This window comes from Streptomyces sp. NPDC104226 (genome assembly GCF_055584085.1).
Window position 1 is genome coordinate 176,041 of sequence record NZ_JBVJMS010000011.1, and the last position, 16,058, is coordinate 192,098.

Consider the following 16,058-nt stretch of genomic DNA (forward strand, 5'->3'; position numbering starts at 1 on the left):
AGGAACGCCTACGCTCCGGCCGGAACCCCGGCCGCGAGTCGCTCTCCGATGGCCCGCAGCCCGGCGAGGTCGTGTACGTCGCCGGGCAGGGCGGCCACTTCGGTCACCGCCACCTCGGGATGCAGCGAGGTGAAGCGGTCGCGCGTGCGCTGTTCGCGCGCGATGACCTGCATGCGCTCCGCATGCAGGCGCAGCAGTCCTGCAGTGATCACGTCCACGTCGGCGTCCGCGCCGGCGGCGTCTACGGTGTCGGCGCCGGTCTCTCGCTCCGCGCGGGCATCGGGGTCGGTCTCCGGGTCGCCATCGGTCTCCGGGTCGGGGTCGGTCTCCGCTTCGGGGGTGGTCTCCGTGGAGTCACGAAGTCCAGCTTTCCCGGACTCCTGATCCACAATGCCGCCCTCTTCAAGATTCTCCGCAGCGGCCAACGCCCGCTCCGCGGAGAGCTGTCCGGCGTCACTGCCGTGCACCCGGTTCAGTACGAGCCCGGCCAGCGGCATCCGCTCCGCGGCCAGCCGCTCCACGAAGTACGCGGCCTCGCGCAGCGCGTCCGGTTCGGGCGCGGAGACCACGAGGAAGGCCGTACCGGGAGCCTGGAGGAGCTGGAAGGTCGCGTCCGCGCGGGTGCGGAAGCCGCCGAACATGGTGTCCATGGCGGCCACGAAGGTCTGCACGTCCTTCAGCAGCGAGGCACCCATCAGCTTGCTCAGCGTGCCCGTCATCATCGACATGCCGACATTGAGGAACTTCATCCCAGCCCGGCCGCCCACCTTCGCCGGAGCCATCAGCACCCGGATGAACTTCCCGTCCAGGAAGGACCCCAGGCGCCCCGGCGCGTCCAGGAAGTCCAGCGCGGACCGGCTCGGCGGGGTGTCCACCACGATCAGGTCCCAGTCGTCCCGGGCCCGCAGCTGCCCCAGCTTCTCCATCGCCATGTACTCCTGCGTGCCCGCGAAGCCGGCCGACAGGGACTGGTAGAAGGGGTTGGCGAGGATGGCCTGCGCCCGCTCGGGGTCGGAGTGGCCCTCGACGATCTCGTCGAAGGTCCGCTTCATGTCGAGCATCATGGCGTGCAGTTCGCCGCCCCCGGAGCCCTCGACCCCCTTGACCTCGCGCGGGGTGTTGTCGAGCGAGTCGATCCCCATCGACTGGGCCAGCCTGCGTGCCGGGTCGATGGTCAGCACGACCACCTTGCGCCCGCGCTCGGCCGCCCGTACCCCGAGCGCCGCGGCGGTGGTGGTCTTGCCGACCCCGCCCGCCCCGCAGCACACGATGATCCGGGTCTGCCGGTCGTCCAGCAGCCGGTCGACGTCCAGCCGCGGGGGAGCGTCCATCGTCGCCTCCATGGTCCGGGCCTCGCTCATTCCTCGCCCACCTGCTTCCGCAGCTCCGCGGCGAGCCCGTAGAGCCCGGCCAGATCCATCCCCGCGCCGAGCAGGGGGAGTTCGTACGTCGGCACGTCCAGCCCCGCCAGTACGGTGCGCTGGGCGCGCTCCAGCTCCACCCGGCTCGCGTGCTCCGAGGCCTGCGCGAGCAGGGGGTCCACGAGCCGTTCGGCCGGTCCGCCGCGCCGGGCGCTGCCGAGGCCGGCCCGGGACAGCGCCCGGGAGACCTCGGAGCGGCTCTCGCCGGCGGCGCGCAGGGCGTCCTCGTCGAGGTGGTGCGGCCGGACCATGTTCACGATGACCCGGCCCACCGGCAGACCCGCCTGCCGGAGCTCGGCGATCCCGTCGGCGGTCTCCTGGACCGGCATCTCCTCCAGCAGGGTGACCAGGTGCACGGCCGTCTCGGGGGACTTGAGCACCTTCATGACGGCCTGCGCCTGGTTGTGGATCGGCCCGAACCGGGCCAGGCCCGCCACCTCGTCGTTGACGTTCAGGAAGCGGGTGATCCGGCCGGTCGGCGGAGCGTCCATGACCACGTGGTCGTAGACGAACCGGCCGGCCTTGTCCTTGCGCCGGACCGCCTCGCAGGCCTTGCCCGTCAGGAGGACGTCCCGCAGGCCCGGCGCGATGGTCGTCGCGAAGTCGATGGCGCCGAGCTTCTTGAGGGCGCGTCCGGCCGAGCCGAGCTTGTAGAACATCTGGAGGTAGTCCAGGAGCGCCCGCTCCGCGTCGATGGCGAGCGCGTAGACCTCCCCGCCGCCCGAGGCGACCGCGATCTTCCGGTCCTCGTAGGGGAGCGCCTCCGCCCCGAAGACCTGGGCGAGGCCCTGCCTGCCCTCGACCTCCACCAGAAGAGTCCGCCTGCCCTCGCGTGCGAGGGCGAGCGCGAGTGCCGCGGCGACCGTGGTCTTGCCGGTGCCGCCCTTGCCGCTGACCACCTGGAGCCTGCTCACAGGGCCCGAGCCTAATTCCTCCCGGGCGGCGGCGGTGGTGGCGGGGCCCCGCACGGCAGGCACTACGCTCGCTCCCATGACCAAGAAGTTCGAATACGCGACCGTCCCGCTGCTGGTCCACGCCACCAAGCAGATCCTCGACACCTGGGGCGAGGACGGCTGGGAGCTCGTCCAGGTCGTCCCCGGACCGAACAACCCCGAGCAGCTCGTGGCCTACCTGAAGCGGGAGAAGGCGGCATGAGCGGAGTCGTCGAGGCGCGGCTGGCCGAACTCGGCCTGACCCTGCCCGAGGTCGTCCCGCCGCTGGCCACGTACCAGCCGGCCGTGCGGTCGGGTGCCTACGTGTACACCGCGGGCCAGCTCCCGATGGTCAAGGGCAACCTGCCGGTCACCGGCAAGGTCGGCGCCGAGGTCTCGGCAGAGCAGGCCAAGGAACTGGCCGCGACCTGCGCGCTGAACGCGCTCGCCGCGGTGAAGTCCGTCGTCGGCGACCTCGACAAGATCGCGCGCGTCGTGAAGGTGGTGGGCTTCGTCGCCTCCGCCCCCGACTTCACCGCCCAGCCGGGCGTGCTGAACGGCGCGAGCGAGCTGCTGGGCGCCGTCCTCGGCGACAAGGGCGTCCACGCCCGCAGCGCGGTCGGCGTGGCGGTCCTCCCGCTGGACGCCCCGGTCGAGGTCGAGATCCAGGTCGAACTGGTCCCGGGAGCCTGATCCTCCGGTCCGCCCCGCTCCGGAGCCTCTCCAGCCGTCCGGCGTTCGAGGACCGGGGCCCGGTCTTTCAGCCGTCCGGCGTTCGAGGACCGGGGTCCGGGGCGGAGCCCCAGGGGGGTCCGGGCGCAGCCCGGTACCCCCCTCCAGCCCGTCCGGCGCTTGAGGACCGGGGTCCGGGCGGCGCCCGGGGAACGGTGGAAGGGCGGGTAGGGGACTCCGCGCCGCGCAGCGGCACATCCGCAGCCGGGCCCGCCCCCCCCGCAGCGCGTGCAACAAGGACACCCCTCGAACATCGGCCCGGATGGCCGTAGCATCCCGCCATGCCGAATGGTCAGTACGGTCAGCAAGAGACCTCCGCCGGAGGTCAGTGGTACCCGCCGGAGTGGCCCGACCGGATCCGCGCCCTCGCGGACGGCGCCCTCGTCCCGACGGAACCCCGGCGCGCCGCCACCGTGATGCTGCTGCGCGACACCCCCGACGGCCCCGCCGTGCACATGCTGCGCCGCCGGGCCGAGATGGCCTTCGCCGGAGGCGCCTACGCGTACCCCGGCGGCGGCGTGGACCCCCGCGACGAGGACCACCGCATCGGCTGGGCCGGCCCGAGCCGCGCCGAGTGGGCCGAGCGGATGGGCACCGACCCCGCCACCGCCCAGGCGATCGTCTGCGGAGCCGTCCGCGAGACCTTCGAGGAGGCCGGGGTCCTGCTCGCGGGCGAGTCCGCGGACACCGTCGTCGGGGACACCACCGGCGAGGACTGGGAGGCCGCCCGCGCGGCCCTGGTCGCCCGTGAGCTGTCCTTCGCCGAGTTCCTCGACCGCCGGGGCCTGGTCCTGCGCTCGGATCTGCTCGGCGCGTGGGCCCGCTGGATCACCCCGGAGTTCGAGCCGCGCCGGTACGACACCTGGTTCTTCGTCGCGGCCCTCCCCGAAGGCCAGCGCACCCGCAACGCCTCCACCGAGGCCGACCGCACGGTCTGGATCCGCCCCGCCGACGCCGCCGCCGGCTACGACAAGGGCGAGCTGCTGATGATGCCGCCCACCATCACCACCCTGCGCTCCCTGGAGCCGTACGGGAGCCCCGCCGAGGCCCTCGCCGCGGCCGGGTCCCAGGACCTGACCCCGGTGCTCGCCCGGGCCGCCCTGGAGGGCGGGGAGCTCGTGCTCAGCTGGCCGGGCCACGACGAGTTCACCAAGCGGGTCCGCCTGACGCAGCCGGGCGCGGCGGAGCCCGGCCCCGCGGAGCCCGGCCCCGCGAACCCGGGAGGAGCCTCCGCATGACCGACGCCGCCGCCCTGCCCGGCCAGCCCCGCGGAGTGGTCGTCTCCGGGCCCGCCACCGCCCGTGCGGTGAACGTCCTGGCCCCGAACGCCTCCGCGATGACCCTCGACGGCACCAACACCTGGCTGGTCTCCGAGCCCGGCTCCGACCTGGCCGTGGTGATCGACCCGGGCCCGCTGGACGACGTACACCTGCGCGCGGTGATCGACGCCGCCGAGAAGGAGGGCAAGCGGGTCGCGCTCACCCTCCTCACCCACGGACACCCCGACCACGCGGAGGGCGCGGCCCGCTTCGCCGAGCTGACCCGGACGAAGGTGCGCGCCCTGGACCCGGCCCTGCGCCTGGGCGACGAGGGCCTGGCGGCCGGGGACGTCATCCGCACGGGCGGTCTGGAACTGCGCGTGGTGCCGACACCCGGACACACCTCGGACTCGCTCTGCTTCCACCTGCCGGCCGACCGTGCGGTCCTGACCGGGGACACCATCCTGGGGCGCGGCACCACCGTGGTCGCGCACCCCGACGGGCGGCTCGGCGACTACCTGGACTCCCTGCGCCGGCTGCGCTCGCTGACGGTCGACGACGGGGTCCACACGGTGCTCCCGGGCCACGGGCCGGTCCTGGACGACGCGCAGGGCGCGGTGGAGTTCTACCTCGCCCACCGGGCCCACCGCCTCGCGCAGGTCGAGACGGCGGTGGAGAACGGCCTGACCACCCCCGAGGCCGTCGTCGCCCACGTCTACGCGGACGTGGACCGGTCGCTGTGGCCGGCCGCCGAATGGTCCGTGCGGGCGCAGCTCGAGTACCTTCAAGATCACGGACTGATCCCAGGGGGCCCCGAATGACGCTCGTCCTGCTCTTCGCACTGATCGCCGCCGTCGGCTGGATCGTTCCGGCGGTGACCTTGCGGATCAGGGAGATGGAGCGCGCGACGGACCGGCTGGAGCGGCGCCTCGGGCTCCTCCTGGACCACTTCGGCATCGTGGAGCCGGAGCCGGCCGGGATGGACGGCGTACGGGCGCTGGCCGCCGAGGGGCGCACCGTGGAGGCGATCAAGGCCTACCGCGAAGCAACCGGAGCGAGCCTGGTGGAGGCGAAGCGGGCGGTCGAGGCCCTCTAGGGGGTCCGAAAGAGACGGCCTAGGCCCGGCCCGTGCGCCCCTGGGACCCGCTGCAGGCCTCGGGTCGGGGCGCCGCCGGGCGGGGCGACTTCGTGCCGTGACGGGCCGCGTACTCGTCCGCGAGCCACGGCCCGAGGTCCTCGACGTAGGCGCGCAGCACGGCCGGGTCGGCGACCGGGTCCAGCGCGGCGGCGGCCGCGGCGCGCATCTGGTCGGCGCGCTCGGGGTAGTACTGCGCGAACACCTCCGCCGACTCGGTCAGGTCGCTGGTCCAGCCGCCCCACCGCGGCATGACGAGGGTGAATCCGGTCCGCACGAGGTGGCGGGAGACGCCCCGGCACAGCCTGCGGTACTCCTCCGGGGTGGCCGCCGCCCGGATCCGCTCGCGCACCCGGGGCAGCAGCTCGGCGAGGTCGCCGTTGGTCTCGCGGGCGAGCAGGCCGTCCGGCCGGTAGCGGGGCAGGTGCTCGGCCAGGTCCGCGCCGAGCAGCGGGGTGCACAGGCAGGCGAGGAACCAGCCCAGGTCGTATCGTTCCTGCTCGCTCAGCAGCCGGTCCTTGCCGTACAGCAGGATCCCGACACCGTCGATCTCCGCGAACTCCTCGTCGAGGGCGTGCGCCAGCGCCTCGGTGGTGTCGCGGTCCTCCTCGCCGGGTGCGTGGTGCAGGGCGATGAGCAGGTCGAGATCGGACCGCCCGGGCCGGGCCGTGCCGCGCGGCACGGACCCGTACAGGTAGGCGCTGTGCAGCCGTCGGCCGTACGCCTCCGCGATCCGCTCCCGCGCGGCGGCGACGAGTTCCCGGAACTCGGTCTGCACCTGCCCGAGCGAGCCTTCACGCTCGAAGTAGCCGTACGCGTCGAGGCCTCTGTGCTCCATGGGTCCACTGTGCACAATGCCGGCCCCGTCGGCGGAAGAGGCGCGGGGGTTCGGGTGCGGAGCCCCCGCAACGGCGCCGCAGGCACGCGAAAAGGGGCCCCGCCCGGCCGGGCAGGACCCCTTGACGGAGACGGTGGAGGTCAGCGGGACCGCTTCGCGAGCCGCTCCACGTCCAGGAGGATCACCGCACGCGCCTCCAGGCGGAGCCATCCGCGGCCCGCGAAGTCGGCCAGGGCCTTGTTCACGGTCTCGCGCGACGCGCCGACGAGCTGGGCCAGCTCTTCCTGCGTGAGGTCGTGCACGACGTGGATGCCCTCTTCCGACTGCACGCCGAAGCGGCGCGACAGGTCGAGGAGCGCACGGGCCACGCGGCCCGGGACGTCGGAGAAGACCAGGTCGGACATCTGGTCGTTGGTCTTGCGCAGGCGCCGGGCGACGGCGCGCAGCAGCGCGGTCGCGACCTCGGGCCGGGCGTTCAGCCAGGGCTGGAGGTCTCCGTGACCCAGACCGAGCAGCTTGACCTCGGTCAGCGCGGTGGCGGTGGCGGTGCGCGGGCCCGGGTCGAACAGCGACAGCTCGCCGATCAGCTCTCCGGGGCCGAGGACGGCCAGCATGTTCTCGCGGCCGTCGGGGGAGGTGCGGTGCAGCTTCACCTTGCCCTCGGTGACGACGTAGAGCCGGTCACCGGGGTCGCCCTCGTGGAACAGGGCGTCACCACGTGCGAGGGTCACCTCGCCCATGGAGGCGCGGAGCTCCGCGGCCTGCTCGTCATCGAGCGCCGCGAAGAGCGGGGCACGCCGCAGTACGTCGTCCACGAGTTTCTCTCCTATGTCGACCGGCCATGGGGATCGCTCCCCCATTTTGCCGGACGGCTCAAACAGTGCGATCAATCACGTTCATCACAAGGATGCCGGACGTACGGGTGTGCTGTGCGGCGAGAGGCGGATCGGGGTGGTGTTACCTGAGGTCCGGGGCCGTCGCCGCCCCCGTGTCACGGACCGGCCGGGTGTCCAACAGGCCGGTGAGAGCACAGGCCAAGGGGTCCGGGGGAGTGACGACCACAGTAAATTCAGCCGTGGGCGAACATACCCCGGTGAGGGCCCTCCCGGAGCAGTCACCCCCGTTTCAGGGCAAAACTTGGGCCAAGAAACCCCGGCCGGGCAGAGGTCACGTCCGGCCACGGGCGGAGGGCTGTGCGGCGTAGCCTTCGGGGATGGCAGAGAGCAAGGTCAAGAAGGCCGGGGCGAAGCCGGAAAGCCATCTGGCGATGGTGCGGCGGGCGCGCAGGATCAACCGTGAGCTGGCGGAGGTCTACCCGTACGCGCACCCGGAGCTCGACTTCCGCAACCCCTTCGAGCTGCTGGTCGCCACCGTCCTCTCCGCGCAGACCACCGACCTGCGGGTGAACCAGACGACACCGGCCCTCTTCGCCGCGTACCCGACCCCCGAGGACATGGCCGGTGCCGATCCGGAGGCGCTGGAGGAGATCATCCGGCCGACCGGCTTCTTCCGGGCCAAGGCCAAGTCCCTGCTCGGCCTCTCGCAGGCGCTGCGCGACAACTTCGGCGGCGAGGTGCCGGGCCGCATCGAGGACCTGGTGACGCTCCCCGGCGTGGGCCGCAAGACGGCGAACGTGGTCCTCGGCAACGCCTTCGGAGTCCCCGGGATCACCGTCGACACCCACTTCGGCCGGCTGGTGCGGCGCTTCAAGTGGACCGAGCAGGAGGACCCGGAGAAGGTCGAGGCGGAGATCTGCGCGATCTTCCCGAAGAGCGAGTGGACGATGCTCTCGCACCGCGTCGTCTTCCACGGCCGCCGGATCTGCCATTCCCGCAAGCCCGCCTGCGGGGCCTGCCCGATCGCACCGCTCTGCCCGGCCTACGGGGAGGGCGAGACCGACCCGGAGAAGGCGGCGAAGCTCCTGAAGTACGAGAAGGGCGGCCAGCCCGGCCAGCGCCTGAGCCCGCCCCCGGACTACCCGGGCCTCCCGGCGCCCGCCCGCGCCTGAGCCGGCCGCCGGAGCCGCACCCGCAAGGAACGAATCGGTACCCGCCCCGCGTTCTGCGGTGCGTGGGGAACGCAGAAGCACGGACAGGGGTGCCTATGACCGAGGCCACGCAGAACCGCCGGGCGGGCGCCGCCCGGCCCGGCGCAGCCCCCGCGCGCGGGGGTCCGTACGACCAGGGCGGCCGGCGCGGAAGCATCGACCTGCACACCCACGGCCTGCCCGACTGGCTGGACCCCGTCGTCGAGGCGGCCCGGACGGTCCGGCCCACCCAGCTCAGCCGGTTCCTGCCGCCGGAGGACGGCCGCGGCCGCCAGTCGGCCGTCCTGATCCTCTTCGGCGAGGGCCCGCGCGGCCCCGAGCTGCTGCTGATGGAGCGCGCCGGCACCCTGCGCTCGCATCCCGGCCAGCCCTCCTTCCCCGGCGGCGCCCTCGACCCCGAGGACGGCGACCCGCGCACCACCGGCCCGCTGCGCGCCGCACTGCGCGAGGCGGAGGAGGAGACCGGCCTCGACCCGGCCGGGGTCCAGCTCTTCGGGGTGCTGCCCCGGCTCTACATCCCCGTCAGCGAGTTCGTCGTGACCCCGGTGCTCGGCTGGTGGCGCACCCCCAGCCCGGTCGGCGTGGTCGACCCGGCCGAGACCGCCCGCGTCTTCACGGTGCCCGTGGCCGATCTCACGGACCCCGAGCACCGCGTCACCGTCGTCCACCCCGGCGGCTTCCACGGCCCGGCCTTCACCGTGGAATCGGCTCTGGTCTGGGGTTTCACCGCCGGAGTGATCGACCGGATCCTGCACTTCGCCGGCTGGGAGCGCCCCTGGGACCGGTCCCGGGAAGTCCCGCTCGACTGGCGCTCATGAGACGGTGGGCCCTGTGAACGTGCTGGACATCCTGTTGCTGCTCGCCGCCGTATGGTTCGCGATCGTCGGCTACCGCCAGGGGTTCGTCGTCGGCATCCTGTCGGTGATCGGCTTCCTCGGCGGTGGTCTCGTCGCCGTGTCCCTGCTGCCCCTGATCTGGGACCGGGTCACCGACAACGGCACCCAGGTGTCCACCACGGTCGTCGTCATCGCCGTGGTCGTGATCATCATCTGCGCCTCGATCGGCCAGGCACTGACCACCCACCTGGGCAACAAGCTCCGGCGCTCCATCACCTGGTCCCCGGCCCGCGCGCTCGACGCGACGGGCGGCGCCCTGGTGAACGTGGTGGCGATGCTGCTGGTGGCCTGGCTGATCGGTTCCATGGTCGCCGGCACGTCGATTCCCACGCTGGGCAAGGAAGTCCGCAACTCCAAGGTGCTCTTCGGCGTCCAGCGGGTCCTTCCCACGCAGGCGGACACCTGGTTCCAGGACTTCAGGTCCACCCTCGCCCGCAACGGCTTCCCCCAGGTCTTCAGCCCGTTCTCCAACGAGCCGATCACCGAGGTCAAGCCGCCGGACCCGCTGCTCGCGAGCAGCCCCGTGGCCGAGAACGCCAAGCAGTCCATCGTGAAGGTGGTCGGCACGGCGCCCTCGTGCAGCAAGGTGCTGGAGGGCACCGGCTTCGTCTTCGCGCCGGGCAAGGTGATGACCAACGCACACGTCGTCGGCGGGGTCGCCGAACCGACCGTGCAGGTCGGCGGCGAAGGCAGGCTCTACGACGGCAAGGTCGTGCTCTACGACTGGGAGCGCGACATCGCCGTCCTGGACGTGCCCAAGCTGAAGGCGCCGGCGCTGGAGTTCACCGACAAGGGCGCGGCGAGCGGCACCGACGCCATCGTCGCGGGCTTCCCGGAGAACGGCTCGTACGACGTCCGCGCGGCGCGCGTCCGCGGCCGGATCAACGCCAAGGGCCCGGACATCTACCACCGGGGAACGGTGCGACGGGACGTCTACTCCCTCTACGCGACCGTCCGCCAGGGCAACTCCGGCGGCCCGCTGCTGACGCCCGAGGGCAAGGTGTACGGGGTCGTCTTCGCGAAGTCCCTCGACGACCCCAACACCGGCTACGCCCTGACCGTGGACGAGATCCGCGACGACATCCGCTCCGGAGCGACGGCGGACCGGCGGGTCGGCAGCCAGGGCTGCGCCCTCTGAGCCCTGCGGGAGCCTTGAGGGGCCCCCGTAGCGCCGTCGGGCCCTGTGGCTCCGTCGGCTTCCGGAGCCCTCGCGGGCCCCTGCCTACGTACGCTGGTGCCTGAGCCGGGCGGAGACCCAGCGGGCCCGCCGGCGCAGGATGCGCGGAATCCCGAGGCGGGGGTCGTCGTGGCCTTCGCGGCCCTGCCCCCTGTGCGTGCCCGGCGTGACCGTCGAGCGGCGTTCGTGTGCGGTGTCACCGTAGTCGTGCGTCCAGCCCATACTCCGAGCTGTGCCCGGGGCCCAAGGTCCGTAATCGCTTTGAGGGCGGCCAATTGGCCTATGCGCCAGGCAATTGAATGTTTGTCATATAAGCGACCGTCGACTCGGCGGTCCGGCTGGGCGGTCGGCTGGGCGTCCGGCTCAGCGGTCGGGCTCGGGATCCTTCAGCCAGTTGACCAGTTCGGTGGAGAACGCCGCCGGGTCCTCCTCGTGGGGGAAGTGCCCGAGCCCGTCGAAGAGCCGCCAGCGGTACGGGGCTTCGACGTACTGCCCGGACCCGGCCGCACTCCGCGTGCGCATCACGGGATCGAGCGAGCCGTGCAGGTGCAGCGTCGGCACCCGCACCGGCCGCTTCATGCGCCGGTTGAACTGCAGCCCGTCGGGACGGGCCATGGAGCGCATCATCCAGCGGTACGGCTCGATCGAGCAGTGCGCCGTGGAGGGGATGCACATCGCGCGCTGGTACACCGCGACGTCGTCCTCCTCGGGGAGCCGCGGACCCGACCAGTCCCGGATCAGTTCGCCGACGAGCGCCCCGTCGTCGGCGACGAGCTGCCGCTCGGGCACGAACGGCCGCTGGAAGCCCCAGATGTGCGAGCTGGCGCGGGTCTGCCCGAAGTCGGACAGCATCGCGGACCGCCAGCGGCGCGGGTGCGGCATCGACGACACCACCAGCCGGCGCACCAGCTTCGGCCGCATCACCGCCGCCGTCCAGGCGAGGTAGCCGCCCAGGTCGTGCCCGACGAGGGCGGCGTCGGGCTCGCCGAGGGACCGTACGACCCCGGTGATGTCGAGCGCGAGGTTGGCCGGGTCGTAGCCCCGCGGGGTGCGGTCGCTGCCGCCCACCCCGCGCAGGTCCATCGCGACCGCCCGGTAGCCCGCGTCGGCCAGCGCGGTCATCTGGTGCCGCCACGTCCACCAGAACTGCGGGAAGCCGTGCAGGAGCAGCACCAGCGGTCCGTCGCCGAGCTCGGCGACGTGGAACCGGGCCCCGTTGGCCGCCACGTCCCGGTGTGTCACTTCCCGCCCGCCGGGGATGGCGATCCGGACCGCCGTGGCGGCGGTGGGGGCAGTACCGGAAGTGCCGGAATCCGACGAGGGGGCTGTCATGAGGACGAGCGTGCCACACCCACGGCGTTGTCACTGACCGACCGGGCGTGGGGCTTGACCGTGCCGACGAGGGCCGCCGTCTCCTTGACCGAGGCGATGGTCTTCACCGGCGGCTTGATCTTCTTGAACTTCGCCATGGCGATCAGCCCGACCACGGCCGCGAGCAGCCAGAACGCCACGCCGACGATCAGGAAGGACCAGGCCAGCCCGAGCCCGAGGTTGTGGATCCCGTACGCCGCCGCGAAGCTCAGCACCGGCAGCGAGAAGAGGAGGAGCACGCCCGCGGCGATCGCGGCGCCGCTGCCGATGCCCGCGCGCTTGACGTCCTGCTTGATCTCCACCTTGGCGAGGGCGATCTCGTCGTGCACCAGGGCGGACATCTCGGCGGTGGCCGAGGCGACCAGCTGGCCGAGTGTGCGCTCGGCTCCTGGGGATCCTTGGTCCACTGCGCTCATCGCTCTCTCCCTCTGTCGTTCGTCCGACTGCGACGGCTGTCCTGTCGTCAGGTCAGATCATGCCGGACGGCCGCCGTCGGCGCTGGACCCGCCCGCCGCTTCGGCCGCGGCCTCCTCGGCCCTGCGCAGGTGCTCCGCCGCCTTGGCCTCGTAGATCTTCGCCATCCGCAGGTGGTAGTCGGGGTTGTGCTGCTCGTAGATGTCGGGGATGCCGTCGAGGTCCTCGTCGCGTTCCTCGTCCTCGATGAGCTTCTTGTACTTCCGGTTGCGCATCTTCAGCAGGACGCACGCCACGGCCGCGGCGATGAGCGAGCCGATCAGGACGGCGGCCTTGATCTCGTCGGTGAGGACGGGGTCGTCCGTGAAGGCGAGCTCGCCGATCAGGAGCGAGACGGTGAAGCCGATCCCGGCGAGCGAGGCGACGGCGAACACGTCCGGCCAGGCGAGGTCCTCGTTGAGTTCCGCCTTGGTGAAGCGGGCGGCGAGCCAGGTGCCGCCGAAGATGCCGAGCGTCTTGCCGACGACGAGGCCGAGCACCACGCCGAGGGTCTCGGGGCGGGTGAAGACCTGTCCGATGGCCTCGTCGGACAGGGAGACCCCGGCCGAGAACAGCGCGAAGAGCGGGACGGCCAGACCGGCCGAGACGGGCCGGACGATGTGCTCGATGTGCTCGCCGGGGGAGTGCTGCTCGCCCTCCTTGCGGTGGCAGCGCAGCATCAGGCCCATGGCGACGCCGGCGATGGTGGCGTGGACGCCGCTGTTGTACATCAGGCCCCAGATGACCAGGGCGAGCGGGACGTAGACGTACCAGCCGCGCACTCCTGCGCGGAGCAGGAACCAGAAGAGGACCAGGCCCGCGACCGCTCCGCCGAGCGCCAGGAAGTTGATCTCGCTGGTGAAGAACACCGCGATGATCATGATGGCGAACAGGTCGTCGACGACGGCCAGGGTCAGCAGGAACGCGCGCAGGGCGGACGGCAGCGAGGTGCCGATGACGGCGAGGACGGCCAGGGCGAAGGCGATGTCGGTGGCGGTCGGGACCGCCCAGCCGTCCGTCGAACCGTTGCCGAGCACGTTGGTCAGTACGTAGACCAGCGCGGGCACGGCCATGCCGCAGATCGCGGCGATCACCGGGAGCGCGGCCGCCTTCGCGTCGCGCAGGTCGCCCGCGACGAGCTCGCGCTTGAGCTCGATGCCCGCGACGAAGAAGAAGATGGCGAGCAGGCCGTCGGCCGCCCAGTGCTGGAGCGACAGGTCCAGGCCGAGGGAGGCGGGGCCGATGTGGAAGGAGCGGACGCTGTCGTAGCTCGCGGAGATGGCGGGCACGTTCGCCCAGACGAGGGCGGCGATCGCGGCCACGAGGAGCAGGACGCCGCCGACCGTCTCGGCGCGCAGGGCGTCGGCCACGAAGCGGCGCTCCGGCAGCGAGAGGCGGCCGAGGAGCTTGCGGCTCTGGTTGTCGGTGGGGCTGGGCGCGGCCACGGGGGGCACCTCCGGGGTGGGTTGGACGGCATGGCGAAGCACGTTGCCGACCAGACTTCCCGGCGCACCCTGTGGAGCAGCTCTTTAAGCATCTAATACTTTACAGGGTGTACGCGTGGGCGTATCCGGCGATCGTCACTTTATGTGCGAAAAGGGCATCCGGCGCGGCGCGCCGAATGCCCCTCCCGTCGTGTCGGACCGTGCCGGCCGATGTCGGCCGGCGTCCTCAGTCCTCGCTGCCGGCGGCCGGCAGCTTGCTCTGGATCAGGTCCATGACCGAGGAGTCCGCGAGCGTGGTGACGTCACCGACCGCGCGGTTCTCGGCCACGTCGCGCAGCAGACGGCGCATGATCTTGCCCGAGCGGGTCTTCGGCAGCTCCTGCACGGGCAGGATCCGCTTCGGCTTGGCGATCGGGCCGAGCGTGGCACCCACGTGGTTGCGCAGCTCCGCGACCAGGCCGTCCGTCTCCGAGGCACTGCCGCGCAGGATCACGAAGGCCACGATGGCCTGGCCGGTGGTCTCGTCGTTCGCACCGACGACCGCCGCCTCGGCGACCGAGGGGTGCGAGACGAGCGCCGACTCCACCTCGGTGGTCGAGATGTTGTGGCCGGAGACCAGCATGACGTCGTCCACCCGGCCGAGCAGCCAGATGTCGCCGTCCTCGTCCTTCTTGGCGCCGTCGCCCGCGAAGTACTTGCCCTCGAAGCGGGACCAGTAGGTGTCGATGAACCGCTGGTCGTCGCCCCAGATGGTGCGCAGCATCGACGGCCACGGCTCGGTGAGGACCAGGTAGCCGCCTCCGCCGTTCGGGACCTCGTTCGCCTCGTCGTCCACGACGGTGGCGGCGATTCCGGGCAGCGCGCGCTGCGCCGAACCGGGCTTGGTCTCGGTGACGCCGGGCAGCGGGGAGATCATCATCGCGCCGGTCTCGGTCTGCCACCACGTGTCCACGATCGGGCAGCGGTCGCCGCCGATGTGCTTGCGGTACCAGACCCAGGCCTCGGGGTTGATCGGCTCGCCGACCGAGCCCAGCACGCGCAGGCTCGACAGGTCGAACTTCGCGGGGATGTCGTCGCCCCACTTCATGAACGTCCGGATCGCGGTGGGCGCGGTGTAGAGGATGGTGACGCCGTACTTCTGCACGACCTCCCAGAACCGGCCCTGGTGCGGGGTGTCCGGCGTGCCCTCGTACATCACCTGGGTGGCGCCGTTGGCGAGCGGCCCGTAGACGATGTAGGAGTGCCCGGTCACCCAGCCGATGTCGGCGGTGCACCAGTAGACGTCGCTCTCCGGCTTCAGGTCGAACACCGCGTGGTGGGTGTACGAGGCCTGCGTGAGGTAGCCGCCGGAGGTGTGCAGGATGCCCTTGGGCTTACCCGTGGTCCCCGAGGTGTAGAGGATGAAGAGCGGGTGCTCGGCGTCGAAGGCCTGCGGCGCGTGCTCGGTGCTCTGCCGCTCGACGATCTCGTGCCACCACACGTCCCGGCCCTCGGTGAAGGCGGTGTCCTGGCCGGTGCGGCGCACCACGAGGACGTGCTCGACCTGCGGGCACTTGGCGACGGCCTCGTCGATGGCGGGCTTCAGGGCGGAGGGCTTGCCGCGGCGGTAGCCGCCGTCGGAGGTGATGACCAGCTTCGCGTCGGCGTCCTGGATGCGGGAGGCGACGGCGTCGGCGGAGAAGCCGCCGAAGACCACGGAGTGCGCGGCGCCGACGCGGGCGCACGCCAGCATCGCGACGACCGCCTCGGGGATCATCGGCAGGTAGACGGCGACCCGGTCGCCGGCCTGTACGCCCAGCTCGGTCAGGGCGTTCGCGGCCTTGGAGACCTCGTCCTTGAGCTCGGCGTAGGTGATCGAGCGGCTGTCGCCGGGCTCGCCCTCGAAGTGGATGGCGACGCGGTCGCCGTTGCCGGCCTCGACGTGGCGGTCCACGCAGTTGTAGGCGACGTTCAGCTTGCCGTCCGCGAACCACTTCGCGAAGGGCGGGTTGCTCCAGTCGAGCGTCTCCGTCGGCTCGGTGTCCCAGCTCAGACGGCGCGCCTGCTCGGCCCAGAAGCCCAGCCGGTCCGCGTCGGCCTGTGCGTACGCAGCCTCAGTCACATTGGCGGCGGCGGCCAGATCGGCAGGCGGTGCGAACCGCCGCTCCTCCTTGAGCAGATTGGCCAGGCTTTCATTGCTCACGACGCATCTCCCTTTCCCAGGGTGTCCGTTGTGTCCCCGGTTGTGTCCCCGGGCATAGCTCATCAGTCAATGGCCCGGGTGACAAGAGGTTGCCGGGAATTGGTGTAGACCTATTACCGGTCCGGACCCACGCACGAGTGGCCCCCTCCCGCAGCAGGGCGCGGGAAGGG

The 16,058-nt window shown here is 72.0% G+C and carries 16 protein-coding genes; 8 read left to right on the forward strand and 8 right to left on the reverse strand.

The window, feature by feature from the left end:
* Positions 1 to 8 precede the first annotated feature (8 nt).
* The gene (gene bagB / locus ACZ60J_RS31385) at positions 9 to 1,361 is read right to left on the reverse strand and encodes an ATPase BagB (protein ID WP_469687057.1); all 1,353 of its coding nucleotides are present in this window, start codon (positions 1,359 to 1,361) and stop codon (positions 9 to 11) included.
* A complete protein-coding gene (bagA, locus tag ACZ60J_RS31390; protein ID WP_469687059.1) occupies positions 1,358 to 2,335 on the reverse strand; it encodes an ATPase BagA in 978 nt (325 codons plus the stop codon). The genes bagB and bagA overlap by 4 nt, the downstream gene beginning before the upstream one ends.
* Positions 2,336 to 2,411: 76 nt before the next feature.
* Here bagA and ACZ60J_RS31395 point away from each other — a divergent pair, with 76 nt between their 5' ends.
* The 5 genes from ACZ60J_RS31395 to ACZ60J_RS31415 all read left to right on the forward strand — a co-directional run bounded on the left by ACZ60J_RS31395 (position 2,412) and on the right by ACZ60J_RS31415 (position 5,440).
* A complete protein-coding gene (locus ACZ60J_RS31395; protein WP_112447450.1) occupies positions 2,412 to 2,576 on the forward strand; it encodes a DUF4177 domain-containing protein in 165 nt (54 codons plus the stop codon).
* The gene (locus tag ACZ60J_RS31400) at positions 2,573 to 3,046 is read left to right on the forward strand and encodes a RidA family protein (protein WP_469687061.1); all 474 of its coding nucleotides are present in this window, start codon (positions 2,573 to 2,575) and stop codon (positions 3,044 to 3,046) included. Before ACZ60J_RS31395 ends, ACZ60J_RS31400 begins: the two co-directional genes overlap by 4 nt.
* Before the next feature lie 320 nt (positions 3,047 to 3,366).
* Positions 3,367 to 4,323 carry an NUDIX hydrolase gene (locus ACZ60J_RS31405; RefSeq protein ID WP_469687063.1) on the forward strand — a complete coding sequence of 319 codons (957 nt, stop codon included), beginning with the start codon at positions 3,367 to 3,369 and terminating at the stop codon, positions 4,321 to 4,323.
* Positions 4,320 to 5,165, forward strand: coding sequence for an MBL fold metallo-hydrolase (locus ACZ60J_RS31410; protein WP_469687065.1), 846 nt, complete (start codon positions 4,320 to 4,322; stop codon positions 5,163 to 5,165). The genes ACZ60J_RS31405 and ACZ60J_RS31410 overlap by 4 nt, the downstream gene beginning before the upstream one ends.
* Complete coding sequence (locus ACZ60J_RS31415) at positions 5,162 to 5,440, forward strand: hypothetical protein (protein ID WP_469687067.1); 279 nt, start codon at positions 5,162 to 5,164, stop codon at positions 5,438 to 5,440. The genes ACZ60J_RS31410 and ACZ60J_RS31415 overlap by 4 nt, the downstream gene beginning before the upstream one ends.
* A 19-nt stretch (positions 5,441 to 5,459) precedes the next feature.
* Here ACZ60J_RS31415 and ACZ60J_RS31420 read toward each other — a convergent pair whose 3' ends face one another.
* Positions 5,460 to 6,317: a nucleotidyltransferase domain-containing protein gene (locus tag ACZ60J_RS31420; protein ID WP_469687069.1), complete on the reverse strand. Its 858-nt coding sequence runs from the start codon at positions 6,315 to 6,317 to the stop codon at positions 5,460 to 5,462.
* Between the two features lie 140 nt (positions 6,318 to 6,457).
* Positions 6,458 to 7,132, reverse strand: a complete 675-nt coding sequence (locus tag ACZ60J_RS31425) for a Crp/Fnr family transcriptional regulator (protein WP_003981529.1) — start codon at positions 7,130 to 7,132, stop codon at positions 6,458 to 6,460.
* A gap of 398 nt (positions 7,133 to 7,530) precedes the next feature.
* On the opposite strand from ACZ60J_RS31425, the gene nth reads away from it, so the two are divergent.
* The 3 genes from nth (at position 7,531) to ACZ60J_RS31440 (ending at position 10,398) form a co-directional block, all read left to right on the forward strand.
* A complete protein-coding gene (gene nth, locus ACZ60J_RS31430) occupies positions 7,531 to 8,325 on the forward strand; it encodes an endonuclease III (protein WP_469687071.1) in 795 nt (264 codons plus the stop codon).
* A gap of 95 nt (positions 8,326 to 8,420) precedes the next feature.
* The gene (locus ACZ60J_RS31435; protein ID WP_469687073.1) at positions 8,421 to 9,182 is read left to right on the forward strand and encodes an NUDIX hydrolase; all 762 of its coding nucleotides are present in this window, start codon (positions 8,421 to 8,423) and stop codon (positions 9,180 to 9,182) included.
* A 13-nt stretch (positions 9,183 to 9,195) separates the two neighbouring features.
* Entirely contained in the window at positions 9,196 to 10,398 is a 1,203-nt protein-coding gene (locus ACZ60J_RS31440) for a MarP family serine protease (RefSeq protein ID WP_469687074.1), read from the forward strand.
* Between the two features lie 402 nt (positions 10,399 to 10,800).
* Here ACZ60J_RS31440 and ACZ60J_RS31445 read toward each other — a convergent pair whose 3' ends face one another.
* The 4 genes from ACZ60J_RS31445 to acs all read right to left on the reverse strand — a co-directional run bounded on the left by ACZ60J_RS31445 (position 10,801) and on the right by acs (position 15,888).
* Complete coding sequence (locus tag ACZ60J_RS31445; protein WP_469687076.1) at positions 10,801 to 11,769, reverse strand: alpha/beta fold hydrolase; 969 nt, start codon at positions 11,767 to 11,769, stop codon at positions 10,801 to 10,803.
* Positions 11,766 to 12,224: a phage holin family protein gene (locus ACZ60J_RS31450; RefSeq protein ID WP_469687078.1), complete on the reverse strand. Its 459-nt coding sequence runs from the start codon at positions 12,222 to 12,224 to the stop codon at positions 11,766 to 11,768. The genes ACZ60J_RS31445 and ACZ60J_RS31450 overlap by 4 nt, the downstream gene beginning before the upstream one ends.
* A gap of 57 nt (positions 12,225 to 12,281) precedes the next feature.
* On the reverse strand, positions 12,282 to 13,715 hold the full coding sequence (gene nhaA, locus ACZ60J_RS31455; protein WP_469687281.1) for a Na+/H+ antiporter NhaA: 1,434 nt from the start codon (positions 13,713 to 13,715) through the stop codon (positions 12,282 to 12,284).
* Between the two features lie 217 nt (positions 13,716 to 13,932).
* Positions 13,933 to 15,888, reverse strand: a complete 1,956-nt coding sequence (gene acs, locus ACZ60J_RS31460; protein WP_469687079.1) for an acetate--CoA ligase — start codon at positions 15,886 to 15,888, stop codon at positions 13,933 to 13,935.
* Positions 15,889 to 16,058: the final 170 nt, after the last annotated feature.

Bases quoted from the DNA above. Each gene is read 5' to 3' on its own strand.
- bagB (WP_469687057.1), bottom strand. From the start codon at position 1,361: ATGAGCGAGGCCCGGACCATGGAGGCGACGATGGACGCTCCCCCGCGG.
- ACZ60J_RS31395 (WP_112447450.1), top strand. From the start codon at position 2,412: ATGACCAAGAAGTTCGAATACGCGACCGTCCCGCTGCTGGTCCACGCC.
- ACZ60J_RS31400 (WP_469687061.1), top strand. From the start codon at position 2,573: ATGAGCGGAGTCGTCGAGGCGCGGCTGGCCGAACTCGGCCTGACCCTG.
- ACZ60J_RS31405 (WP_469687063.1), top strand. From the start codon at position 3,367: ATGCCGAATGGTCAGTACGGTCAGCAAGAGACCTCCGCCGGAGGTCAG.
- ACZ60J_RS31410 (WP_469687065.1), top strand. From the start codon at position 4,320: ATGACCGACGCCGCCGCCCTGCCCGGCCAGCCCCGCGGAGTGGTCGTC.
- ACZ60J_RS31415 (WP_469687067.1), top strand. From the start codon at position 5,162: ATGACGCTCGTCCTGCTCTTCGCACTGATCGCCGCCGTCGGCTGGATC.
- ACZ60J_RS31420 (WP_469687069.1), bottom strand. From the start codon at position 6,317: ATGGAGCACAGAGGCCTCGACGCGTACGGCTACTTCGAGCGTGAAGGC.
- nth (WP_469687071.1), top strand. From the start codon at position 7,531: ATGGCAGAGAGCAAGGTCAAGAAGGCCGGGGCGAAGCCGGAAAGCCAT.
- ACZ60J_RS31435 (WP_469687073.1), top strand. From the start codon at position 8,421: ATGACCGAGGCCACGCAGAACCGCCGGGCGGGCGCCGCCCGGCCCGGC.
- ACZ60J_RS31445 (WP_469687076.1), bottom strand. From the start codon at position 11,769: ATGACAGCCCCCTCGTCGGATTCCGGCACTTCCGGTACTGCCCCCACC.
- ACZ60J_RS31450 (WP_469687078.1), bottom strand. From the start codon at position 12,224: ATGAGCGCAGTGGACCAAGGATCCCCAGGAGCCGAGCGCACACTCGGC.